The organism is Levilactobacillus koreensis JCM 16448 (assembly GCF_001435525.1).
Taxonomy (GTDB): domain Bacteria; phylum Bacillota; class Bacilli; order Lactobacillales; family Lactobacillaceae; genus Levilactobacillus; species Levilactobacillus koreensis.
Window position 1 is genome coordinate 1 of sequence record NZ_AZDP01000112.1, and the last position, 22,034, is coordinate 22,034.

The window sequence follows — 22,034 nt, forward strand, 5'->3', positions numbered from 1 at the left end:
AATCCTTTGGTATTAGTATTTGGCTCTAGTGACTAACTTGTTCTTGCAATTTGCGAAAATACTTTGTTGAAGTGAGAGCATCTTTTTTTATTTGATTGACTAACTTAACTGAAAGATACTGTAAAACGATAATAGTAGTAAATTTTAGTTGATTTGAGCGTAAAAAGGAAGGGAAGTCTAGACCTTCTTCCATGTAATACAAATGTATTTACTTACGTATGCCCGTAGTATATACTTTGGCTAAATTGAATGGAGGAATTTCTTATGGGAAAAACAGTAACTTTAAGAAAATCTGGAAATAGTAAAGTTTTAACAGCACCTACAAATCTTGATGCAAGTCTGGGTACGAAGTATGAAGTTGAGGAGTTGCCGGATGGTGTAATAGTATATCGGCCCATTGAACGTCAGAATATTTTTTCTACGAAAGATTGGCAAGATTATGATTACCAGAAGGATTTTTGGAATGATGCCGAGTTGGGACCGGAAGACCTAGTTGGTAAGGAGCACTTAGAATGAGATTTCCTAAGCAAAGAGATGTCATCGTGTTAGATGCGGAGCCACATTCAGGCAAAGAATATGGAGGTCACGGTTCCCAAGAAGGAAATATTCGACGTCATATGGTCGTTATGAGTAGCTCTGAATATTCACGAGCCACTGGATTAGTATTAGTTATGCCCATAACAACGAGTGATATAGGTGCAGGTAATCCACGGTACCTTCCAGTTTTAATTACTGGTGGCCAGCGTGATGGCGTAAAAGGATATATTGCTTTATGGCAATTACAGAATTTTGATTTTAATTCTCGGCATGGAGTCATCGTTAACCAGGTTTCTAGTCGGACTTATAACGAATTGCTGCCATATGTAAAAGACATGTTGGGTATTTGAAATTCGCCAAAATAAAATCAGAAAATTTTCCCTTACGAAGTAATTAAGAGAAAATTTCCTGATTTTTTTTACTATTTAAAATGGTTTTTCAACTGAAATTTCGTAGCGCACTCATCATTCATAACCAGTTATTTCAGTGCATACTTCCGAATGGCCGCGGCCACACCGTCTTCGGCGTTAGTCAACGTCACGGCTTGAGCCGCTTCCTTGACCTCGTCGATGGCATTGCCCATGGCAACCCCGAGGCCGGCGTATTTGATCATGGTCAGGTCGTTTCCTTGGTCGCCCAGCGTCATGACCTCGTCGGCTGTAATGCCGAGTTGAGCCGCGAGTTCGCCGAGGGTGCCACCCTTGCTGGCATGACTGTTCATGACCTCGATGAAGTACGGCGCACTCTGAACGACGCTGAACCGTTGCTTGAAACTTTCGGGCATGTTGTCTTTGACGCGAGTAATGACTGCCGGGTCGTCGACAAACATGGCCTTGGAGATGGTCAGGTCGCGGGAAGTCTCGCCAACTTCGCGGTACCGAATCAACATCCGGACCAGGTAGCTTTCGGCAATCGTGTAGGCACTGATGTTCTTGTTGGCCGTGTAGATGTAGTCCGGCGTTTCGATTTGAAAGTGGGATTGCAGTTTCCGGGACAGGGCTTCGAGGTCGATGAAGTCGTCGTAGGTCAACGAGTGGTTGGTCAGCACCTTGCCGGCCACCGTCTGGGCGACCGAGCCGTTGAACGTAATGGCGTACTGGTCGTCACCGGCAATGTCCATGGCATCCAGGTAAGGTTGCACGCCAGTCAAGGGCCGACCGGTACATAGCACGACCTTGATGCCCTGAGCGCTGGCCGCTTTTGCGGCGGCAATCGTGGCCGGAGCGAGTTCGTTCTTTTCATTGAGTAGCGTGCCGTCGATGTCGATTGCAATCAGTTTGATCGTCATGAAATTAGTTCTCCTTTGGGTGAATGAGTTGGTTGTTTTGAATGTAACGGCCGAAGTCGTCGTAAATGGGTTGGAAGATTTCGGGGGCATCATCGCCTGGATTCAACATTTCCTTCGGGAAGAAGAAGCGTTGGTCGCCGGTGAATTTTCCGCGAATGGCATTGACCAAATCGGAGACCGTCGAAAGTTCCTGTAGGGTGCCATCCGGTTCTTGCAGTTCGATCTGCGTCAACGGGTGGGTCACCTTGGGGTCGTAAGCATCGTCGTATGGCAAGTCGTAGCTGTTGTCGGTCGCCGTGTAGTAGTCGGTGTTGAAACCCACAGAACGGATCATGTCCTGTAACCGGGGCAACAACGCGGCGGTATCTTCGGTGACCACGGCGCTCTTTAGCGGCTTGCGGTCCAAGAAACGGTGGGCCATGTCGGCTAAAATATCGTCCGGTGACTGGCGCCAGTGGATGAAGTAGGTGGTCAAGACACCATCGTCTAAATTCAGGTAGTCTTGCAGATTGAACTCGTGGTTGAAGAATGGGAGCAACAGATGAGGGATGAAACTTTCATCGCTTTGTCCCGTTTGGTAGAGCTCATTGGCCCGGCCGAGCAGGTGGTCCAAAATGACTTCCATCGAGCGGGATACCGGGTGAAAATAAACCTGCTGGTACATTTGAAACCGGCTGACGATGTAGTCTTCGACCGCGTGCATCCCGTTCATGGCAAAAGCGATGCCGTCCTTGTAGGGCCGCATCACCCGCAGAATTCGGGTCAGGTCAAACGTCCCGTACTGCGTACCGGTGTAGTAGGCGTCGCGTAACAGGTAGTCCATCCGGTCGGCGTCGATTTGACTGGAGATCATCTGAACGACTTGCGGATTCGGGTAGGTCTTTTGAATGACACTGGCCACCTCGGCAGGGAAGGTCGCGCTGACCCGCCGCAGGACCTGATTGACTTCGGTTTCCGGTGACGTCAGGATCTCGGCCGTGATGGCTTCGTGGTCGGTGTGGAAGATGTGTTCAAACGTATGCGAGTAGGGGCCATGGCCGATGTCGTGAAGCAGGGCCGCACACAGCGCCGTTAAACGTTCGTGGTCGTCCCAGCCGCCATCACCAGGGACCTTCGTCGGGTAGTTGCGCTGAAAGTTGTCGCAGATCTGCCGCGTGATTTCGTAAACACCCAGTGAGTGGGTGAACCGCGAATGTTCGGCACCGTGGAAGATCAAAGAGGCGGTTCCCAGCTGTTTGATGCGCCGGAGCCGTTGGAATTCCCGGGTGTTGATCAGGTCTAAAATAATCTGGTGTTGCACGTAAATATAGTTGTGCACGGGATCCCGAAAGACTTTCTCCCGGGGCAAACGTGCTTGGGCGTAGTTCACAGTGATTCCTCCTTGTAGGTTAGTCTAGTCGCGGTTGTCGACGGGCCATCTGAGCGGTGGCATGGTCGAGCGCCGTGGTAAATGTGGGGGCGGCCATTAAAGTCGCCAATTTTTCACGTTCGATGTTGAGCCCGGCCGTTTGACAGGCCGTGATGAAACGGTTCTGTGCATCGGTAACGGTCACGTCTTGCTGGAGCAGATTGGCCGTCGTGGTCATGACGGCGGGGTCAACGTCCGGAAAGTCCCAGTCGTTGGTGTGGTCGCCTAAGCCCGCCTGGTAGAAATCACGTACGATTTCGCCACGCGCAGTTTGGTTCCCGGTCACGCCCAGGTAGAGCATGGTCACCAGCGCGTGGGGACTCCGTCGTTGGGCGATGCCAGCGATCTTTAGGCCGTTTACGCTGAGGTCGTAGTCGCCAGGACAGTAAGAACGCGTGATTTCGTAGTGTTCCAGTGTCAGTTCCGGCCAAGCGGTGGCCACCAGCTGCATCATCTGCTCGTAGGCCGCGTCAACACTGATGGGTGGCGTGGTCAGCGGTGTAAATAGGGAGACGTTAAGCACGCCACCATCGCTGACAACGGCCAAACCGCCGGAATTACGCAGCACGGTATCGTAGCCGTGACCCTGAACGGCCCTAATTGCCGCTTTAAGGTCTGGTAGCCGTTTATCCTTCAGTCCCATGATAACGGTCGGTTGCATGGTCCAGAAGTGCAGAATGGGCTGCTGAAGGGTCACCACGAGGTCGAGCAGGGCATTGGTATACCCAAACGCCTGATTTTTTTGTGCGGCCGGAATGGGCGTGGTTACGGTTTGAATAGTTTTCGTCGGTAAAGCAAAGGGGCCCATAGTCCCACCTTCCTTTTTATGTAGGTTTGAGTCGTGAAATGGTCATATCCAGCGCCTTACGGCTGACATGGTGGTCACTGACAATCTTATTGGCAGTGGGATAGGTCCGTTCGCTGTGTGCGTAAAGTGACGTTGGATATGGTGTGTGGTGGTCGTCACAGGCTGACAGAGACTCCACCCGGTGAGGCAGACCTGGAGCCGAAGAGCGGTCTCCAGGGCGCCTTTGAGCCTAAAGAGCAAGTCTCAAAGGTCGGCCACTCCTCTAAGGCTGAGAAGGTCGCTCAACCTAAGAGAACCGACACGGGGTTACGTCCCTGTCAGCCTGTGACTACAATTACGTGGTCATCGGGTAGAACACTGATGTCACCGATGTCACGTCAATATCATGGAAAGTTTAAAATAAACAAGTTGGCTATAAGATTAAGCCGACGTTTAAGCCGCATTCCGTAGATATTCTTCAACGTTTCATTATACTAGAAAACGCTTGCCACGTCATTGTTTGGACAATGTGTGGTCCCTGTACGCCTCTATATTAAACTTTTTAGTTAAAGGGCGTTGTCATCGACTATAGCCGACGGATTATATTCTTTTTAAGCACAGAGTTGGAATAACATCTAGCAGACCATAGTACACGTTTGAAGGAGACCGTCCTTTTTGTAATTGGAGAGTCACTATGTCAGTCGAAGGCCAGCGGGTACAGAACTCCGTGTCGGTCCTCTTAGGTCGGATAGTCTTGCCGTTCTAGTTATGGTGGATATTGAGAATGAGTGATCGCGAGTTAATTTGAATTATCTTAATAGTATTTATGCCGAAACTAACGATTTGTGGGGATAAACACACTTCGTCGTAGATCAATCGTGGCCGTAGGAGGCCAGAGATGGAGCCAGCTGTGACGATGGCGTTTGTCGGGGTTCTTACCCGACTTACGCCATGGGACGTCTTGGAGACCCGTGGTTTTTGCGGGGCTTCAAGGCGAGCCCCCAGCCCGTGCTTTGGCTGGAGGCGTTCCCCATAGCAGGCGGAATCTCTGGCAGCCGGAGGCGTACCCGCTGGTCGAAGACGGTAAGTGGAAATCCAATTACACAATATGGTAGGTTTTCCGTGGGAAATGAACTATAATTAACCCAGACAATTCGCGGAAAGGAAGGGTGTAAATGGATCAATTATCTACGGGGGTGCCCGTGATGATTCACCTGGAAACGCACATCAAGCAAGACGAAGACGTTTCCGATTACCGCTTGGATGTGGATGGTCAGCTGGTCCAGATGGGCAGCAACCTCTATCTGCGGTACTTGGAACCGAATAAGGAGACGGGTGAACAGACACCGGTGACTATGAAATTTACGCCGGATGGTGAAGTCCACCTGACTCGAAATGCCGAGGCCGAATTGCGGCTCCATTTTGTCAGTGGCAAACGGGTCACGGCCCGGTATAACACGCCTTATGGCATCATGCCAATTGAAACGGTCACACCGTACTTGGAGACCAGCTTTAAGGAAAAGCCGTTTAGTGGCAACGTTAAAATTGACTACCTCCTTTATGCTAATGACGATTTAGTCGGGAACTATAAGATTAGATTGCAATTTACGGCATAAACGAGTATCATATTTCGTAGACTGTGGAAAGGACGTGCACCAGTTTGGAATTAAAAGTCTTTGAGGGCCAGAATAAAAAGGAATTATCAATGATCGAAGTTGCTCACGCCATTTTGTCTCAACACGGCGACGTGATGGGGTTTGCCGACTTAGCCAACGCCGTCCAATCGTATTTGGGCGACAGCGACGAAGAGATTCGTGACCGGCTGTCCCAATTCTATACGGATTTAAATGTCGATGGTAGTTTCATTTCTCTGGGTGATAACCTTTGGGGACTGCGAACTTGGTATCCGTTTGAATCCATCGATGAAGCGACGGTTCACGCTGAGGAAGATGAAGATCAACCTAAGCGTAAGAAGCGTAAGAAGGTTAACGCCTTCTTGGCCGACACGACCGACGACGATGACGTGATCGATTACGACGATGACGATCCAGAAGACGACGACACCAGTTATGCAACTGATGACGACGATGACGACGATGGTACTGGTTCAACGACCCCTGATTTGGGCAAGTTGCAGACCGGTTTAGGCATCGACGACGATGATGAAGAAGACGATTCGGAAGATATTCCGGACGGTATCGAAGACCAGCTTTCTCAAATGGAAACGCCGGACGACGATGCAGATGACAATCTTGACTTCTCAGCCGACGATGACGAATCTGACGATGATGATGAAGAGGACGACGAGCAACAAAAATAAATGGCGTCGTTCGCTTGACCTCCTCCTAAAAAGCAGGTATTATGTTTTTTGGGCTCCCTGCTACTTGTAGCAAGGACAACTGGACGGTAAAGCTCCCTATTCGCAATGGATAGGGAGCTTTTTTTATAATTTTTTCCGACCCTAAATAATCTTACGAGGAGTTTGCACATGACCAAATATATTTTTGTTACTGGCGGCGTGGTTTCATCACTAGGTAAGGGGATTGTGGCCGCTTCTTTAGGACGACTATTGAAGAACCGTGGTCTAAACGTAACCATTCAAAAATTTGATCCGTACATCAACGTGGATCCCGGCACGATGAATCCTTATCAACATGGGGAAGTCTTCGTCACCGACGATGGTACCGAAACGGACCTGGACTTGGGTCACTATGAACGGTTTATTGACAACAATTTGAATAAATATTCGAACGTCACGACTGGTAAGATTTACTCTGAAGTTTTGGAAAAGGAACGCCGTGGGGACTACTTGGGTGCCACGGTTCAGGTTATTCCGCACATCACCGGAATGATCAAGGAAAAGATTATGCGGGCCGGCAAGACGCTCGGCGCCGACTTTGTGATTACCGAAATTGGGGGGACCGTTGGGGACATCGAATCTCAACCTTTCCTGGAAGCTATTCGGCAAATGAAGTCGGAAGTTGGCGACGAAAACGTGGTCTACATTCACACGACGTTGGTGCCAACGCTGCACGCGGCTCACGAAATGAAGACGAAGCCCACACAACACTCTGTGCGTGAGCTCCGGAGTATTGGGATTCAACCAAACATTTTGGTTGTGCGGACGGAAAATCCAATCACCGATGAGATGCGCCAAAAGATTGCGTTGTTCTGTGACGTGAAGCCGGAAGCCGTAATTGAGTCGATGGACGTTTCCACGATTTACTCGATTCCGCTACGCTTACAAGATCAAGGTTTAGACCAAATCGTCTTGGACCACTTCAAGGTCGACGCACCGAAGTCGGACATGAAGCAGTGGGCAGCCATGGTCGATCACATGCAGAACTTAACGCGGACCATCAAGATTGCCTTGGTCGGGAAATACGTGGCGTTACACGATGCTTACATTTCCGTGGCCGAAGCCTTACAACACGCCGGTTACCCGGTTGACGCCAACATTGATCTGAATATGATCGATGCCGAAAAGATCACCAGCGACAACGTCAAGGATATCCTGGGCGACGCCGATGGGATCATCGTTCCTGGTGGGTTCGGTGACCGGGGGATCGAAGGCATGATCACCGCTATCAAGTATGCGCGGGAAGAAGACGTGCCATTCTTGGGAATCTGCTTGGGGATGCAGGTGGCCAGCATTGAATTTGCCCGCGACGTCTTGGGTTACCAGGACGCCAACTCGACGGAAATGAATTCGGGGACCACGCACAAGATCATTGACCTGATGGCTGACCAAACCGACGTCCACGAAATGGGTGGGACCCAACGGTTGGGCTTGTACCCTTGCAAGTTGAAGCCGGGTAGCAAGGCCGCCGCCGCTTACGACAACCAAGCCATGGTTGAAGAACGGCACCGTCACCGCTACGAATTCAATAACCAGTACCGTGCCGAAATGGCTGCTAAGGGGCTGGTCTTCTCCGGGACGTCACCTGACGACCACTTGGTAGAAGTGATCGAGCTACCAAAGAAGAAGTTTTTCGTGGCTGCTCAATATCATCCAGAATTCCTCTCCCGGCCAAACCGGCCAGAGGGCTTGTTCCGCGACTTTGTGGCTGCGGCTAGCAAGGAAGTTAAGGACTAAATTTGTGTTGAAAGGACTACTCGATTGGGGTGGTCCTTTTTTAGTCAACGAGTTAAAGTCAGGATTACTTAAAAACGTTGCCATCCCCTTAGTAGGAGTGACAACGTTTTTGAATAGTTATATCTAAAGATTGAAAGATGAAATACCTGTCTCGTACCAGTATTGGCAAGGATTCGCGCCGTTAAATTAGTGTAAATTTGTTGCACTACGGTTGACAGGGATTCCGCCTGCTGTGGGGACGTTTCAGACTGGAAAGCCACCAATCTTCTCGCTCGCTTTGAAGCCACGAAGACCGCGTGCCTTAAAAGTCGTCCGTGCTGTAGGCTGGCTGATGAACCGCCAGCCAACACCACATCCACGGCTGGCTGCATCCCTGTCTTCCTCCGGCTCTGATTGTGTTTTATCATGACAACGATTGGAAGATGTGGAGACCTAGTGCGTTAGTCCAATCGATAACGACTATTCCAGTCATTATCTCCGTCGTCTATGCACACCGTGTAAGCCGAGAGGTCGCCAGATATGGGCTCAGGCGCGTCGTTCTACTTAGTTGGCGGTGAGTTTCCGTCAGCTTAGCAGAAGACCAACCTTGTAGACTCGCGGTCTTCGAGGCTTCAAGTTGTGTCCGCACCGTTCCAGCCCATATCTGGCGGCCGGTAAGGCGAAGGATGGACTAGGTTGCCTAATTTTCACAGTAGTGTTGCTGTTATACCAGGCTTAAACAGTATTTATTTGACGTTGTCTCATTGGAAATTAACCAACCTAGTCATCAATAATACTAGCCACAGCGGCTTCAATGGCGGGAATCAGCGGGCTCTGGGCGTTGATACCAGTCTCGTCGAAGCGCGCCTGCCACCAACTGCGGCGGATGGTCTGGACTTGGTCGACGACGGCCTCACCAGTTTTCGTGAGCGTCAGGAGTTGGGCCTTACCACTGCCGGCGACTTTCACTAAGTAGTCGAGGCTTTGGAGCTTGTTGACCTCGCGGGTAGTCAGTCCCTTGTCGATGACGAGTGACTTGGCCACCTGATTTTGGTTGACCTGGGGGTACTCATGGACGGTCAGTAAAACACAGGCCGCCGTAGGGTTAAGCCCCAATTCTTTGAAGGATTCACGGGTGTCCTTGTAGTATTTTCGGTGAAGAATCGAGATATCTTGCGCTAAGTAACCGAGATCTTTCATTGGGAAAACTCCTTTCACAAACTTTCATGGATTTTCATGTTGACAAAACAACTTACAGCTATTATGATGAACTCATGTTGATTTGTCAACACAACTAAATCTAATTTCAAAATCAAATCTAAGAATGGGGTATTGCTAATGACAACTTCAAAAACAGGTGCACAAGCATTGATCCAAAGCATGATCAATCAGGGAATCAAGTACGTTTTTGGGATTCCTGGTGCTAAGGTTGACCAATTGTTTGAAGGCTTACAGTATAGCAAAGATCCACGCGCACCAAAACTAATTGTGACTCGCCACGAACAAAACGCGGCCTTGATGGCTTCCGGAATCGGCCGGGTTACCGGTAAGCCTGGGGTCGTTGCGACGACTTCTGGCCCTGGTGTTTCCAACATGACGACCAGCTTGATTACGGCCACCGCTGAAGGGGACCCCGTTATTGCCTTGGGTGGCCAAGTGCCTCAAGACGACCTCGGCCGGTTGACCCATCAGAGTATTCCTAGTAAGGAACTGATGGATTCCGCTACTAAGTCCAGCGTTGAAGTTCAAAACGCCAACAACTTATCCGAAGCCTTTGCCAACGCTTATCAGACGGCGCAATCCGCTAAGGCCGGTGCCACCTTTATCTCCTTACCACAGAACGTGTTGAACGGTGACGTTGACCGTCCAGAAATTGGTGCGGTCCCGACGATCAATCAAGGTGTCGCTGACGACGCAACGATCACCAGCATCGTTGATAAGATCAAGGCTGCTAAATTACCCGTCATCTTAGCCGGTATGCGGGCCTCCGCACCAGCCGAAACGGCTGCGATTCGGGCCTTACTCAAGCAGGCTGATTTACCCGTTGTCGAAACGTTCCAAGGTGCCGGGGTGGTTGCCCACGACCTAGTGCGTGACTACTTTGGCCGGGTTGGCTTGTTCCGTAACCAAATCGGGGACAGCTTACTGAAGCGTAGTGACCTCGTCATCGCCGTCGGTTACGATCCCGTGGAATACGAAGCACGGATCTGGAACACCGACCGTAACGGTGAAGTCATCAACATCGACAGCATCGTTCCCGAAATTTCGACCGATTACCAACCAGAAATGGTGGTCAAGGCCGACATCGCCAAGACGGTGACCGCCATCGCTGACAAGTTGCCAGCCGGCTGGGCATTAGCCGATGACGTACAAAAGGAATTGAGCGAACACCGCCAAGCCTTTGACGACCAGGCTCAAGTGCCTGCCGCCGATGATGCTAACGGGATTCACCCACTGGCTATCATTCAAGCGCTACAGGCAAAAGTCAACGATGACACGACCGTGGCCGTTGATGTGGGTAGTTTCTACATTTGGATGGCGCGGTACTTCCGGAGCTACCAACCACGGCACTTGCTATTCAGTAACGGGATGCAGACGTTAGGGGTCGCCTTACCTTGGGCGATTGCCGCTGCTCTCGAACGGCCAGGCCAACCAGTAGTTTCCGTAGCTGGGGATGGGGGCTTCCTGTTCTCCGGACAAGATCTGGAAACGGCTGTCCGCTTGCATTTGCCAATCGTTCAACTGATTTGGGATGATGGTTACTACGACATGGTCAAGTTCCAGGAATTGGCGAAGTACGGGCAAGATGCCGGTGTCAAATTCGGCCCAGTGGACTACGTGAAGTACGCTGAAAGCTTTGGTGCTAAGGGCTTACGGGTCGACCACGCTGCCGACTTGAGCAAGACCTTAGACGAGGCCTTCAAGTCAGACGGTCCCGTTGTGGTTCAGATCCCGGTTGACTACCGTGATAACCTTAAGTTGAAGTCACAATTATTAGAGGACGTCCTCAGCTAAAGGGAGTAATCGAATGAAAACAGACACACTTTATCAACACGGTACGTTAGCGTTACTGGTTCCTGGTCTCTTGACCGGGACGCTGACCATGAAGGAATTGCTGCAGCACGGCGATACTGGAATTGGGACCGGTGAAGGTCTGGATGGTGAGCTGATCATCTTGGATGGCAAACCCTATCAGGTCAACAGTCGCGGCGAGGTCCACGTGGTCGGCGACGACTTCACGTTACCATTTGCTAACAGTCACTTTGCAGACTACCAACCCCTGATGTCGGTCGAATCCGCCAGCAAGACGGAGTTGAACCAACAGATCTTGGAGTTGAGTGGGCTACAGAACGCATTCTTCTCGGTTAAGATTACCGGGACGTTTAGTGGCGTGAAGACCCGAGCGGTGGCCAAGTCAAGCCAACCATATAAGTCATTGGCAGAAACAGCCAAGCAGCAGAGTGTCTTCACCCGTGATGAAGTAGCCGGCACCTTGATTGGCTACTACTCACCGCAACTGTTTGATGGCATTGCCGTGGGTGGGTTCCACCACCATTTCTTGGCGGACGACCACACCTTTGGCGGCCACCTGCTGGACTTCACGGCCGTTACGGGTGATGTCAGCATCCAGCTCTTCTCGACGCTGGAACAGCACCTGCCAGTTGACAACGATGACTACCGGCAACACGATTTCGCGAAGGATAACATCAAGGAAGATGTCCACCAAGCGGAAGGTTAATTTATAATTTAAGATAGCGTTATCTGTATACCGATGATGGTCGGTGAACGGGTAACGCTATTTTTTGTACAGACATTAAACTAATATTGGTGATTGCCATCTCCGGACGAGAATTGACGTTATTTCAGGGGAAATCTGATATACTCGGACAACTAGGTGAGGTCGGGGGACTGCCTAGCGAAAGAACGGGGGAGAAGTTCGATGGCACTGCCAGAGGTGATTATACCGCTGTACCATGTTGATACAATTAGTCAAAATGAGAAATTTATAGCTGGCGCATTTTGGCCGTCAAAAGAAGATGGTAAGTGGTGTGGCCGGGGGATGTACTTTTGGGATAACCTTGCGAATGCAGAATACTGGTTGCGGCAAAAGCAACGCCGACATGCGGAGAAGTTTACGATTGTTCTCGTAGCGTTGTCATGTCAGAATCAAGATTTACTTGATATGACTGACGGAGATGTTAGCGAGAGTTTGTACTTGTTCGCACAACACTATGCACAGACTTCTCAAGCTGAACTGGACTTTGATGACAATGGAGCTGTTATTAATTTTGTTCATGATACTCTGCAGCTTATAGGCAGAGATGTATTTTCGGTTGTCAAGATGATTGGATACTATCCAAAGTACCGAAAAGGGTTGATTGCAAGTAATTTTAGACGTAGTCAATATCCCCAGGCAACCGCAAGCAGTCGTGTTATTTACGCAGTTAGAAAAACTGAGATGATTGATAGAAAAGCGTACCAATTTAAAAAAGGAGGAAGTTATCATGGGCTTTCAATTTAATTTAGACGATTTAAATAATCCGCAGCGTCAGTTGACAGAAAGTGAAATTTTGTATTTACGAAAAAAATATGATAAAAATAAGCCGAAGAAATCTTTTCCGATGGAAGATGAATTTATAGTTCCACCGCTTTTTAGCGACCGCAACAAGCAGAGAAGAAAATCTCAATAGGGTTTTAGGGAGAGTTAATTTACTAACTAAAGGTTGAAAGATGAAGTACCTGTCTCGCCCCAGCTTCGGCAAGGATTCACACCAGTAAGATAGTATAAAATTGCCGTACTCCGGCTGCCAGGGATTCCGCCTGCTGTGGGGACGCTTCAGACTGGAAAATCACCAGTCTTTTCGCTCGCTTTGAAGCCACGAAGACCACGTGTCTCCAAAGTCGCCCGTGCTGTAAGCTGGCTGATGATGAAGCGCCAGCTAACACCACCTCTACGGCTGGCTGCACCCCTGTCCTCCTCCGGCTCTGACTGTGCTTTACCACGACAACAGTCGGAAAAAGTGAAAACTTAGTACTTTCAGTTCACTCGATAACGACTGTTACAGTCATTATCTCCATCGTCTACGCACACTGTGTAAGCCGAGAGGTCGGCAGATATGGGCTCAGGCGCGTCGTTCTGCTTGGTCGGCGTTTCTTGCCGGCTTAGCAGAAAACCAACCTTGTAGACTCGGTTTTTTCGAGGCTTCAAGTTGTGTTCGCACCGATCCAGCCCATATCTGCCGGCCGGTAAGGCGAAGGGCCCACCAGGTTGCCTAGTTTTAGTCTCACTGTTGTTGCTAGAGCAGGCATGGCTGGTATTTTGGAACTTTCAACCTTTAGTTACTAAGTTGCTTGAAAATAAAGGAGATTAATACGCATGAACTACGTATTTGATGTTGATGGAACGCTTAGCTTTAATGAAACAAGTATTGAACCAGATATTATTGCAAGTATCAAAAAACTAGAAAGAATGGGTAATCAAATAATCTTCGCATCCGCACGTCCCATAAGAGATCTAATACCAATCATTCCAGAATTTCAGGATAATATATTAATTGGTGGAAACGGTGCTATAGTTTCCATGGCAGATACTGTAAAAGTGATGTCCCCTATTTCTGAAAAAGATTTTAACTACTTAAGGCGACTAATAAAGAAATATAATCTGGAACATGTCGTGGATGGAAAGTGGAATTATTCAGCACAGGTTTCTTCAGAAAATGCCATTATTAAGCAACTTGACCCAAATGGACTAGCAAAGAATGTCCCGATTGAAGAAATTTCAAATCCTATTAAAGCCATTCTTTTAGGAATAGATAATCGGCAAATGTCACAGATGACCAATATGATAGGTTCAAATACCGATTTGGAACTGATAGAACATATTGGTGAAAGAAATCTGGACATGACATCAAAAGGTATCAATAAGAGTAGTACGTTGGGCTTGCTAGGTATCAAGCAATATATTGCCTTTGGTAATGATATGAATGATATAAGAATGTTATCCGGTGCTGTAAAAAGCTTTTGGGTTAAAACTAAACCTGATTTATCAGCCCAAGCGGCAACTTTCGACTATAGTTTAGAGCCCAATCAAGTAGCATCGGCAATTCAAGACCTATGTATTTAGTAAGTTGACCTAGATGCTATCGACCATCCTGAAAACAGACTGGCAGAGGATCAAACTCATATGACAAATATAGCCGGAGCAGAACCTGGAGGCTGAGAACCTGATTTGTATTTACGGACACACAGTGGGACCGGTTTTGGACTAATCGGTGGTCAGATTATGAGAAGAAAAATTGACGCCTAACGGTAAACATCAATGTGGCCGCCTATCAGCGTAGGAATGTCGGAGACCAACGTTTGAAATGGAAAAACACAATCAGAGCAGGTGTAGTCCCTGGCAGCCGCAGTGCGACCATTTTGTACCAATATTTCAATAAGCATACATACCAAAAGCACGCCAACTCTCAAAACAAGAGCTGACGTGCTTTTCATTTATATATAGAAGCTTATTCAGAACGTAAAGCCGTTGCCGCGTCCTTCTTAGCCGCCATCCGTGCGGGGATGTGGCCACCCAACATGGTCAGGACGGTACTGATGATGATCAGCACGATACCATGAACGGGGTTGAGGTGCGCAACGTTACTGAGATCGGTGATATTTTGCAGGACGATGTTGATTGGGAACGTCAACAGCCAAGCGATTACGACACCCAGGGCACCGGAGCCGACACCGAGGATAAAGGTTTCAGCATCGAATACGCGGGTGATATCCTTCTTCCGCGCCCCCAAAGCCTTCAGAATCCCAATTTCCTTGGTTCGTTCCAGAACGGAGGTGTAGGTGATGATGGCAATCATGATCATACTTGTGACCAGTGAAATACCGGCGAAGGCCACCAGCACGTAGGTAATGGCGTCCATCAGACCACCCGTCAGACTCGAGACTGTACCGGCCATGTCGGTGTAGATGACCTTGTCCGCCTTGCTCTTACCCTTGTTGTACTTGTCCAAGTAACTCAGGACCTTGTCCTTGTTCTTAAACGTATTCGGGTAGATCAGGATGCTAGCTGGCGTGGTCGACCCACCCAAGTAGCTGACCAGCGTCTTCTTGGTCGTGTTGTCGACATTTTGGCCGGTAATCACATTACTGTCGGCTTTCTTTTGGGCCTTAACGATCTTGGAGTTTTTGTTGGCCTGAATAATGTTTTGAGTCAACTTATCGCTGTAGGCAATTCCGGAAGCCAAGACGTTCTCGGATGATTTCGACTTGACCCGCAGAATCCCAGCGATTTTAATAGTAGTATTGTCAGTCTTGTTGTACAGGGAAGTCGTTGCCTTATTCGGTACGTAATTCCCGGTCGTTAGGCTCTGGTAGTAGTCATTGTTGTTGACGGCCTTGATGGTCGTGCCGACAATTTTACCGTAGTTGAACTTCTGGTTGTCCTTGACGCTGTACCCCAGGTTCTTCAACGCGTTGATGTTGGTCGAGTTGTCGCGGTCGACGATCAGGACCACGTCGTTAGCGCCCTTAGGGTAAGCCCCGGACAGCAACTTATAGTGCTTCTTCAGGAAGGTCGTCCCGCCGTCGTTAGCACTCGGGTAGACGGAAACGCCGACCCCGGTCGAGTTGGCCATGGCTGCGGACATCGCACTAGCGGAGTTTGCGTTGCTACTGTCGGTGTTGGAGAAGGAGACGGTCTTGGCCTTACCATCGACCTCGCGCAACAGGTTCATCCCCGTTGAGTAGGTGTAGGTCACGTTCTTGCTCAGCTTACTGTCGAGCTTTTTAACGTAGTTTAAGTAACCTTTGGTAAGCTTGTTGGTATGCGTCGCCTTGTCCGCGTCACTGACCTTAGCCTTGACCTGGTTAGACTTGCTAGTCTTGACCTTATCGTTGCTGTTGGCGCCACCCGTGGTGCTCGTGGCCGTCTGGGAAATAGTCACGGGGAACTGCGCCAGCGTGTTGGCCTGCGTCTTATTGATCTGCGCTTGGAATCCGTTGGACAGCGCCAAGACGATGGCAATGCCGATGATCCCAATACTAGATGCAAAGGCGGTCAGCGTGGTCCGGCCTTTCTTGGTCCGAATGTTGTTGAAGGACAACTTCAACGCGGTCCAGAAGGTCATCTTCGTTTTCTTTAATTCAAATTGTTCGGCGTCAGCGTGTTCATCGTAGGGGTCGGAGTCGTGTTGAATCTTCCCATCGGCAAACTCGATGATCCGGTCGGCGTATTGCCGGGCCAAATCGGGGTTATGCGTGACCATGATAACCAGTCGTTCGGCAGAGAGTTCCTTGATCAGCTGCATGATCTCATCGCTGGTCTCGGTATCCAGAGCACCCGTGGGTTCGTCACACAACAGAATCTCGGGCTCGTTAGCGATGGCCCGGGCAATGGCGACCCGTTGGAGTTGCCCACCGGACAGTTGGTTAGGTTTCTTACCAATGTGATCGGTCAGACCGACGCGGTCGAGGGCTTTGAGCGCCTTTTCCTTCTTTTCTTGGTTGGAGACGCCACTCAGCGTCATCCCCATTTCAACGTTATCAAGGATGCTTAAGTGACCGATGATGTTGTAGCTTTGGAAAATGAACCCCACGGAATTGTTCCGGTAGGCGTCCCAATCGGCTTCAGAGAAGTCCTTGGTCGACTTACCTTCGATGGCGAGGTCGCCGGAATCGTAGATGTCCAGACCACCAATGCCGTTCAGCATGGTCGTTTTCCCAGAGCCACTAGGGCCAAGGATGGCCACGAACTCTTGGGAACGGAAGGCAACGGAGACGTCGTCGAGGGCCTTGGTGACCGAATCGCCGACGTAGTAGTATTTCTTGATGTGTTTGAGCTCCAGCATTTAAAATAATCCTTTCATATTTTGAGTTCGACTATCGTTCCAGCGCTTTTTCTGATAAAATAGCATTATTGCAACACTGTGTCTTATATTCTAAAAACAAACAGCACGGCTGACAATCATCAATGTTAGCAGAACTGTTGTTAACGCAACGAATTACGCAAAACTGTTGCATTTATAGGAGTGAGTCTTTATGGTTGGTGTGAAAAATAATCGCCGGGCCCAGTACACCCAGCAGGTGATTCAGGAGACCGTGCTGTCCTTATTGGAAAGTAAACCGATCAACGCGATTTCCGTCACCGAAGTCTGTGAGCAGGCCGACGTTAACCGCACCACGTTCTACCGGTACTATACCGACATTTATGATTGCGTCGAAAGTATTGAAAAGGCCTTTGTGACGTCGCTGAATCCACTGGATGGTGCGACCCCCACGCAAGCCTTAGAGCACCTGCTGACGGCCTTTTACCGCGATAAAAAGCTCAGCAACCTCGTGTTTGTTGAGGGCAAGACCCAGTTACTGGAGCGGATGCAAGAGTTAATGAAACAAACGGGTCCGGATCCCCAGCTAATTGACAACTATCAGGGTGTCTACATTGGGGCGGGGCTCCAGAGTATTTTGAAAAAGTGGGTCAAAGACGGCATGCCGGAGACACCGCAACAGCTCACCCGCATTATTATCGACACCATTCTGGCGAAAGATCTCGACGATATGCGTGACGTGGTGTTGTAGGTGATTCGGTAGGAACAGCGCCATTATTAATAAAATTATGTGAAAAAGCGCTAAATGTAAGGGGTAAATATTACATTTTGCCCGAAATGCCGGGAAACAGTTGTCTTTTTGTCTGGCATTATTTATCATGGTATCTGACTGTATGGAATTATATGGAAGAAAAATTAAGTGAGGAACACATCACAATGAAAAAAATGATTATTCATGGCGGCCAACGCCTCACAGGTGAAGTGACGATTGGCGGCGCTAAAAATAGCACAGTAGCATTAATTCCGGCAGCGATTTTGGCTGATACACCGGTTCGTTTCGATACGGTACCGGATATTCTTGATGTGCACAACCTAATGTTAATTTTGAAATCAATGAACGTGCGCTCGACGTTTGAAGATGGGGTCTTGACCATTGACCCCACGGAGATTGTGGAGGCACCACTCCCGAGTAAGGCCATTAAGAGTCTGCGGGCGTCGTATTATTTTATGGGGTCCTTGTTGGGGCGGTTCCAACGGGCCACGCTAAGTTTTCCTGGCGGCGACAATATCGGGCCACGGCCAATCGACCAGCACATTAAGGCGTTCAAGGCCTTGGGTGCTTCGGTCGAGGAGCATGATGGTACGGTACGGATTACGACCGGTCCTGAAGGCTTACACGGCGCGCGGATCTTCTTGGACATGGTTTCTGTTGGAGCAACGATCAATTCCATCTTGGCAGCGGTGAAGGCCGTGGGCACGACGGTGATTGAGAATGCGGCCAAGGAACCTGAGATCATTGATATTGCAACCTTCCTAAACAACATGGGCGCACATGTCCGTGGTGCCGGGACCGACGTGATTCGAATCGAAGGGGTAGCGACATTGCGGGCGATGAACACGCATACGATTATCCCAGACCGGATCGAAGCCGGGACTTACTTATCGATGGCGGCTGCCGTTGGGGATGGCGTGGTTTTGAAGAACGTCATCCCAGAACATTTGGAAGCCTTCACTGCGAAAATGATTGAAATGGGCGTGCCACTAGAAATCAACGAGGACAGTATTTACGTCCCCCAGGTGGAGAACTTGAAGCCCATTCAAATCAAGACGATGCCGTTCCCTGGATTTGCCACGGACCTGCAGCAGCCCATTACGCCGCTGTTGTTCAAGGCGGACGGGAGCAGCGTGGTGATCGACACCATTTACCCGAAGCGCATCAAGCACATTGCCGAGTTACGGAAGATGGGCGCCAATATTCGTTCCGAAGAGGGCACTATCATCGTTGACCCGACGCATGATCTGATGGGATCACAGGTTCAGGCCGGCGAGATTCGCGCCGGGGCATCCCTAGTGATTGCTGGCTTGATGGCCGACGGGGATACCGAGATCAGTCAAGCGGACAATATTCTGCGGGGCTACGATCGAATTGTTGATAAATTAGCGGCTTTAAACGCCGATGTCGAAATCGTTGAGGACAGTTTGGTGGAGAATGGCCAAGATTAGCCATTGCCGCTTAACTTATTTCATGTTATAATTCAACGGTTGACGATTAAAATCAATCTCTGTTCCAGTAAATGGATCAGGGCAAAGGAGCGTAATACATTATGAAGCAAGGAATTCATCCAGATTACCACGAAGTTGTGTTCCAAGACTCAAGTACTGGTTTCCAGTTCTTGTCTGGTTCAACGGCAACTTCAGCTGAAACGGTTGAATGGGAAGACGGCAACACCTACCCATTGATCCGTGTCGAAATTTCTTCAGATTCCCACCCATTCTACACTGGTAAGCAAAAGTTTACTCAGGCCGATGGTGCTGTGGATCGTTTCAACAAGAAGTACGGCTTATCCAACGACTAATTATAAAATTTATGATTTGTCTGATCCGGTACGGTTTATCCGTTACCGGATTTTTTGTACGGTCGATTGTATTTGACTGCGCTAATATCGTTATATCTGATATTGTAAATTAATTCTGTCTGAACGAACGTAACAGGCAGGTGTGGTCAATATCTTATAAGTATCTGCCATTAATCAGAGCTAGTAGCGTGAAAACTGAATTTTTGAGAAAAAGTCTCAATTTCTTGTGTTTCCCTTTAATATCGGCTATCCTACGTAAGGAGGTGATGGTTGATGCTACACCAATTTACGATTAAGAATTTTAAGTCTTTTAAGGACGAAGTCACGTTGGATTTGACGGCTTCAACGCTTAAGGAACTTCCTAGTGATGTTGTGAGCGATGTGATGCATGAGCCAGTGCTGAAGTTGGCTGCAATTTATGGGGCTAATGCTTCTGGAAAAAGTAACGTCATTAAGGCGTTTAGCACGATGGTCTATGCAGTGTTGTCCTCTCTTGTAGACGAGATGGCGCTGAGCAAGGTGACGCCCTATTGGTTTGAAGACGGTAAGGTTCCTACTGAATTTACGGTGCTGTTCTCGACGGCTACCGACATTTTTCAGTATCAGTTTAGTACACTTCAAGGGAAGGTTTATGAGGAATCATTATATCAACGTGATAAGCGTAAAGTTAGTGAGCATTTTGTGTTGATTTTTGAGCGGGATGGCGGTCAGCTTACTGGAGAGATTGCCCAGCGCGCGGATGTTCAGACGCTGGAGCACCTGATTAGTCCGGAAACCTTATTGCTATCAATGCTATCTCGTTTGGAGATTCCAGTCATTAAGTCTGTCTTTGCGTGGTTTAAGCAAGTCCAGACGTTAGACTATGGTAATCCACGTAGTGAGATTAATAAAATGTATCGCTTCAATTCGCAAAAGGGGCGAAACCCAATGATTTCTCTCCTAGAAGATCCCCATGAAAATGCAGATTTCGAAGCGTTCATTCAAGCAGTGGATGTTGGAATCTCTAAAATCGGTGTGGTTACTGATGATTTCTTGGATGATTCCGGGCAAGCACACAAGCGCGTGGTCAGTTATCATCGTGATCCGCGCAATGGTCAGCTGGTTCAAACGGCAATCAGTGATGAGTCCAGTGGGACACGTAAAATGCTGATGTTGTACGTGGATCTAAAACAAGCGCTGGCTAATGGTGGCACTATCTTGATTGATGAGTTGGATGCAAAACTTCACCCATTGCTGTTGCGGTATATTCTGATTATGTTTCATGATCCGCAGCTAAATTTACGGGGAGCTCAACTGATTTTTACCACTCAAGAGCTCTTTACCTTGGACAAGGATAATTTTCGACGAGACGAAGTGTGGTTCGTCAATAAGGATGAGAGCGGTGAATCGGATCTTTACTCACTGGATACGATTCAGCTGGCCGATGGGAAAAAGGTGCGTAACGATGCGAGTTACGGAAAGGACTATATCTTGGGGAAGTTCAAGGCGACACCGGTACTGAAACGCTTGGACCGTGCGAATGGGTAAAAAAATTGGCAAACGTCCTAAACGTAAAATGAAGTTACCACTGCCGGGAAGCTATTTGATAGCAACTGAAGGAATTCAAACGGAGGTTTTGTACTTTAAGCAGTTAGCTGCCGAGGTCAAACAGACCTATGATGGTTTTAAAAATCGAATCGAAGTGACGGTTCCTAGCCTAACGATTCGGGGAACTGGTGTTAGCAATCTCACCTTAGTTGAGCAGGTCGCTGAGATTATTCAGGTCAGTCCTAATCTCTTTGAGCACGTTTGGCTAGTATTTGATAAGGATGACATTCCCTTAGATTATTTTGACAACGCGATTCAATCTGCTCATCAGCGTGGGTGGCACGTGGCTTGGAGCAATGATTCCTTTGAGCTATGGTATCTGCTCCATTTTGAATACTTGAATGCAGCGATTGATCGGGAAGAATACAAGCGAAAGCTGACCGGCTATCTTCAACAGGCGGGGATCGCAGCGCACTACGAAAAGAATGCCACTAAAATTCTAACTTTGCTGACACGCGATAAGCGGTTGGCGGCGATTCGGCTAGCGAAAAAATTGGAAGGCCAGTATTTACCCAATACGCCGTTCCACCAACGAAATCCTGGGACTACCGTACATGTATTGGTTGAAGAACTAATGGTGCTGGAGAAAATAGCGTGCCAATTGCGCGAACAAAAGTAAAAAATAGTCGTTATTCAAGGCGGATAGCGACTATTTTTGCGTTGATTAGGCCGGATAGTGTCAGGTATCGTTGGCAGCTCTTCGATAATTGAGTTGAAATGGCCGCGAATTTTAGATAGAACTTATTCAAAAGTAAGCCAGAAGTTTGCCAACAGAGCGTTGCTTCGTTAATCATCTCTATATTAATATGTGGCTAGCCAACACGGCTTATAAAGCAACTTGTTGCTAGGATATCGGAGTTAAGAAGAAATTTGGAACGGATAAGCTGAGTTGAAGCGAAAATTTGACAAGTATTGTGGCCCACAGAGCTGTTAAGCAGAGATAATGATAACTTC

General features: G+C 48.7%; 20 protein-coding genes. 15 read left to right on the forward strand and 5 right to left on the reverse strand.

The features are described from left to right. Positions 1–264 precede the first annotated feature (264 nt). Both FC99_RS10235 and FC99_RS10240 read left to right on the forward strand, forming a co-directional pair. A complete protein-coding gene (locus tag FC99_RS10235) occupies positions 265–516 on the forward strand; it encodes a hypothetical protein (RefSeq protein ID WP_048732631.1) in 252 nt (83 codons plus the stop codon). Beyond that, complete coding sequence (locus FC99_RS10240) at positions 513–887, forward strand: type II toxin-antitoxin system PemK/MazF family toxin (protein ID WP_048732630.1); 375 nt, start codon at positions 513–515, stop codon at positions 885–887. Before FC99_RS10235 ends, FC99_RS10240 begins: the two co-directional genes overlap by 4 nt. 128 nt (positions 888–1,015) lie before the next feature. On the opposite strand, the gene yidA is transcribed toward FC99_RS10240, so the two are convergent. Genes yidA through FC99_RS10255 form a run of 3 tightly spaced genes read right to left on the reverse strand, consistent with a single transcriptional unit; the run spans position 1,016 to position 4,041 of the window. Further along, entirely contained in the window at positions 1,016–1,825 is an 810-nt protein-coding gene (gene yidA / locus FC99_RS10245; protein WP_048732628.1) for a sugar-phosphatase, read from the reverse strand. A 4-nt stretch (positions 1,826–1,829) separates the two neighbouring features. Further along, on the reverse strand, positions 1,830–3,194 hold the full coding sequence (locus tag FC99_RS10250; RefSeq protein ID WP_048732626.1) for an HD domain-containing protein: 1,365 nt from the start codon (positions 3,192–3,194) through the stop codon (positions 1,830–1,832). Positions 3,195–3,213: 19 nt separating this feature from the next. Then, positions 3,214–4,041, reverse strand: a complete 828-nt coding sequence (locus FC99_RS10255) for a lipoate--protein ligase family protein (RefSeq protein WP_048732624.1) — start codon at positions 4,039–4,041, stop codon at positions 3,214–3,216. 1,154 nt (positions 4,042–5,195) lie between these two features. On the opposite strand from FC99_RS10255, the gene FC99_RS10260 reads away from it, so the two are divergent. The 3 genes from FC99_RS10260 to FC99_RS10270 all read left to right on the forward strand — a co-directional run bounded on the left by FC99_RS10260 (position 5,196) and on the right by FC99_RS10270 (position 8,116). Then, on the forward strand, positions 5,196–5,636 hold the full coding sequence (locus tag FC99_RS10260) for a YwiB family protein (RefSeq protein ID WP_048732622.1): 441 nt from the start codon (positions 5,196–5,198) through the stop codon (positions 5,634–5,636). A gap of 44 nt (positions 5,637–5,680) precedes the next feature. Continuing rightward, entirely contained in the window at positions 5,681–6,340 is a 660-nt protein-coding gene (gene rpoE, locus FC99_RS10265; protein WP_048732620.1) for a DNA-directed RNA polymerase subunit delta, read from the forward strand. A 168-nt stretch (positions 6,341–6,508) separates the two neighbouring features. Next, entirely contained in the window at positions 6,509–8,116 is a 1,608-nt protein-coding gene (locus FC99_RS10270; protein ID WP_048732618.1) for a CTP synthase, read from the forward strand. Between the two features lie 759 nt (positions 8,117–8,875). Here FC99_RS10270 and FC99_RS10280 read toward each other — a convergent pair. Next, positions 8,876–9,295, reverse strand: a complete 420-nt coding sequence (locus FC99_RS10280) for a MarR family winged helix-turn-helix transcriptional regulator (protein ID WP_048732614.1) — start codon at positions 9,293–9,295, stop codon at positions 8,876–8,878. Between the two features lie 138 nt (positions 9,296–9,433). Here FC99_RS10280 and alsS point away from each other — a divergent pair, with 138 nt between their 5' ends. The 5 genes from alsS to FC99_RS10310 all read left to right on the forward strand — a co-directional run bounded on the left by alsS (position 9,434) and on the right by FC99_RS10310 (position 14,219). Then, positions 9,434–11,110, forward strand: coding sequence for an acetolactate synthase AlsS (gene alsS / locus FC99_RS10285; protein ID WP_048732612.1), 1,677 nt, complete (start codon positions 9,434–9,436; stop codon positions 11,108–11,110). A gap of 13 nt (positions 11,111–11,123) precedes the next feature. Continuing rightward, positions 11,124–11,834 (forward strand): acetolactate decarboxylase, encoded by a 711-nt coding sequence (gene budA / locus FC99_RS10290; protein ID WP_048732611.1) that lies wholly within the window; start codon positions 11,124–11,126, stop codon positions 11,832–11,834. Between the two features lie 201 nt (positions 11,835–12,035). Further along, positions 12,036–12,617 (forward strand): hypothetical protein, encoded by a 582-nt coding sequence (locus FC99_RS10295; RefSeq protein WP_048732609.1) that lies wholly within the window; start codon positions 12,036–12,038, stop codon positions 12,615–12,617. Continuing rightward, a complete protein-coding gene (locus tag FC99_RS10300) occupies positions 12,601–12,786 on the forward strand; it encodes a hypothetical protein (RefSeq protein WP_048732607.1) in 186 nt (61 codons plus the stop codon). The genes FC99_RS10295 and FC99_RS10300 overlap by 17 nt, the downstream gene beginning before the upstream one ends. 686 nt (positions 12,787–13,472) lie before the next feature. Further along, positions 13,473–14,219, forward strand: coding sequence for an HAD-IIB family hydrolase (locus tag FC99_RS10310; RefSeq protein WP_048732603.1), 747 nt, complete (start codon positions 13,473–13,475; stop codon positions 14,217–14,219). Positions 14,220–14,604: 385 nt separating this feature from the next. Here FC99_RS10310 and FC99_RS10315 read toward each other — a convergent pair whose 3' ends face one another. Next, positions 14,605–16,941, reverse strand: a complete 2,337-nt coding sequence (locus FC99_RS10315; RefSeq protein WP_048732602.1) for an ABC transporter ATP-binding protein/permease — start codon at positions 16,939–16,941, stop codon at positions 14,605–14,607. 190 nt (positions 16,942–17,131) lie between these two features. On the opposite strand from FC99_RS10315, the gene FC99_RS10320 reads away from it, so the two are divergent. From FC99_RS10320 to FC99_RS10340, 5 genes are all read left to right on the forward strand, one after another. Further along, the gene (locus FC99_RS10320; RefSeq protein ID WP_048732599.1) at positions 17,132–17,668 is read left to right on the forward strand and encodes a TetR/AcrR family transcriptional regulator; all 537 of its coding nucleotides are present in this window, start codon (positions 17,132–17,134) and stop codon (positions 17,666–17,668) included. A 185-nt stretch (positions 17,669–17,853) separates the two neighbouring features. Further along, positions 17,854–19,140: a UDP-N-acetylglucosamine 1-carboxyvinyltransferase gene (locus FC99_RS10325; RefSeq protein WP_048732597.1), complete on the forward strand. Its 1,287-nt coding sequence runs from the start codon at positions 17,854–17,856 to the stop codon at positions 19,138–19,140. A gap of 101 nt (positions 19,141–19,241) precedes the next feature. Next, a complete protein-coding gene (locus FC99_RS10330) occupies positions 19,242–19,493 on the forward strand; it encodes a type B 50S ribosomal protein L31 (protein WP_048732595.1) in 252 nt (83 codons plus the stop codon). A 273-nt stretch (positions 19,494–19,766) separates the two neighbouring features. Further along, entirely contained in the window at positions 19,767–21,020 is a 1,254-nt protein-coding gene (locus FC99_RS10335) for an AAA family ATPase (protein ID WP_048732593.1), read from the forward strand. Continuing rightward, positions 21,013–21,699 carry an RloB family protein gene (locus FC99_RS10340; protein WP_048732591.1) on the forward strand — a complete coding sequence of 229 codons (687 nt, stop codon included), beginning with the start codon at positions 21,013–21,015 and terminating at the stop codon, positions 21,697–21,699. Before FC99_RS10335 ends, FC99_RS10340 begins: the two co-directional genes overlap by 8 nt. Positions 21,700–22,034 lie beyond the last annotated feature (335 nt).